The 1,904-nt window shown below is 54.6% G+C and carries 1 protein-coding gene and 1 pseudogene; both read right to left on the reverse strand.

The window, feature by feature from the left end; all coding sequences use genetic code 11:
* Positions 1-293: 293 nt before the first annotated feature.
* On the reverse strand, positions 294-1,046 hold the full coding sequence (locus CV103_RS15605) for a recombinase zinc ribbon domain-containing protein (protein ID WP_281258502.1): 753 nt from the start codon (positions 1,044-1,046) through the stop codon (positions 294-296).
* Positions 1,047-1,058: 12 nt separating this feature from the next.
* Positions 1,059-1,817 (reverse strand): annotated as a pseudogene (locus tag CV103_RS23100) (recombinase family protein); the annotation flags it as partial.
* Positions 1,818-1,904: the final 87 nt, after the last annotated feature.

The raw sequence follows: 1,904 nt of genomic DNA on the forward strand, positions 1-1,904 counted from the left end.
CGACGTTCCCCGCTCGCAGCAGCGCCAGTGGCCTGGTTTTGCGCCGCCCAATGGCCGGTTTTTGCTCCGCCGTTGACAATCTCCGACTTATTATATTTTGACAGTGGAGCCGCTTGCCATTCAGGCGGCTCCCAATAGATGGTCGCACTCAGGATTGGTGATGTTTGCTTCTCACTCGGAGTGAGAATGCCGTGTCAGAGCTTCTGAGCGCAGGGGACGCGGGCGCTGCTGTCAGGGCTGCTATGCGGACGCAGATTGCCTTCGTTGGGCAGGAGAACGCACGACAAGCGCTACTATGCTGCGCGCCAAATCTGCTCCCCATCCAAAAGCGCCCCGTCCTCATCAAACCGCCACCATGCGTCCTCTGTCGACCATACGATGAACGTGTGGTAGGCGGTGATTTCGATGCGGTGGAGCAATCGCCTCAGCGCAATATTTACGCGACCGCGAGCGTAAATCCGTATGTCGTCGTCCTCGCTGACCAATTCAGCCCGGAGACTCTCCACCAGAACCATGTCGTCGTCACTGGATGGTTTGGCCGTTTCAACGGCAAGCTGCTTCTGCAAATCCTTGATGGTTTGGGATTGTTTCTCCACCTCGCTCTCAAGGGCAGTCGCTCGTTCCACGAGCGCCTTGCCCCCGCCATCTGCGATTGCGTCAATGATGTTGTCCAAACGGGCTTGGCTCGCATCCTTCTGCCTGCCAAGCTCAGCGAGCTTTTCACGGAGTTCGGCAAGTTTCTGACTCTCGGTTTGCTGGTCCACTAGGCGCGGCAAGAGTTCGTCCAGCACGGTTTTCTCAACTACGTCATAGTTAAGGATCGTGGGGTTGTCGCATGAGTGTTTCCGTCTGGAACGGTCACACCGCAAGCGGCGATAAGTTTTGCGGCGATAGTTGACCACTTCACCGCTTACCTTTTTGTACGTCTGAACCGTATCAGTTGTATGCTCGAAATGGGCACCGCCGCCACACTGCTCGCAAAACACCAATTGCGTAAGCAGATTGCGGTTCTGATTCTTTGACCGCTTCTGGTTGCTCTTCCGCATAGATAGCGTGGCTTGCGCTTGGTTGAACTTCTCCGCGGAAATGGCCTGCGGGTAGAAGTCGGTAGCTAAAGTCCGCCCATTATTGGTGACATATTCGCCTAGAACGGTTCGTTTGGTGAGAAGGCGATATATGTAGCTGTAAAACCAACCGTTCTTGGTTCGACCTTTGAACTGATTCCAAACGGGTTCGTCACGATCATTCAGCAACGTGACGATGCGATGGACGCCCATGCCGTTGATATAGAGATCGTATATCTCGTTCAGCACCTTCGCTCGGTGTTCGTCCAGAACATACTTGCCATCAACGCGGTTGATCCATGTAGGAGTATGCGGGATTGGTCGTTTCTGAGTGCCATCCGCTATAGCTTCAAATCGCTTATCCCAAGATGCCTTTGTGCGACGGCTCTTTTTGTCGCTTTCCTCAAACGCCAACTGGGCTTTGATGATGACGGAAAACAATTCCATCATATCGCCGTTGTTGCCCGCCTTGTAGCAATAGCCATCGTGGAACGTGGCTACGTCAACACCCGCCTCATTGAGCGCCCAAACAAGTTGTGTCGCTGCCTTCGCGCCCTGACGGCTCAAGCGGTCGATGTTTTCGACTATGAGCACTTTTCCGCGATGAAGCCCGTTACGAGCTTCTAACTCAAATTTGTATAGCGCTGCCCCTTCAGCACGGTTCTTCGCGTGAAAGGCACTCTTGCCTTCGTCCGTGATTGTTTTCTCAACCGCCCAGCCGTGAGAAGCTGCGAATTCAACGCCTAGCGTTCTCTGTCGTTCTAGGGCCGGGACTCATAACCACCATGTGATGGCGGCGGCGAGGTGGATGCTGCCGAGGAAGACATCGGCGCGGCGGTC

It is taken from the genome of Edaphosphingomonas fennica (assembly GCF_003034225.1).
Lineage (GTDB): Bacteria > Pseudomonadota > Alphaproteobacteria > Sphingomonadales > Sphingomonadaceae > Sphingomonas_E > Sphingomonas_E fennica.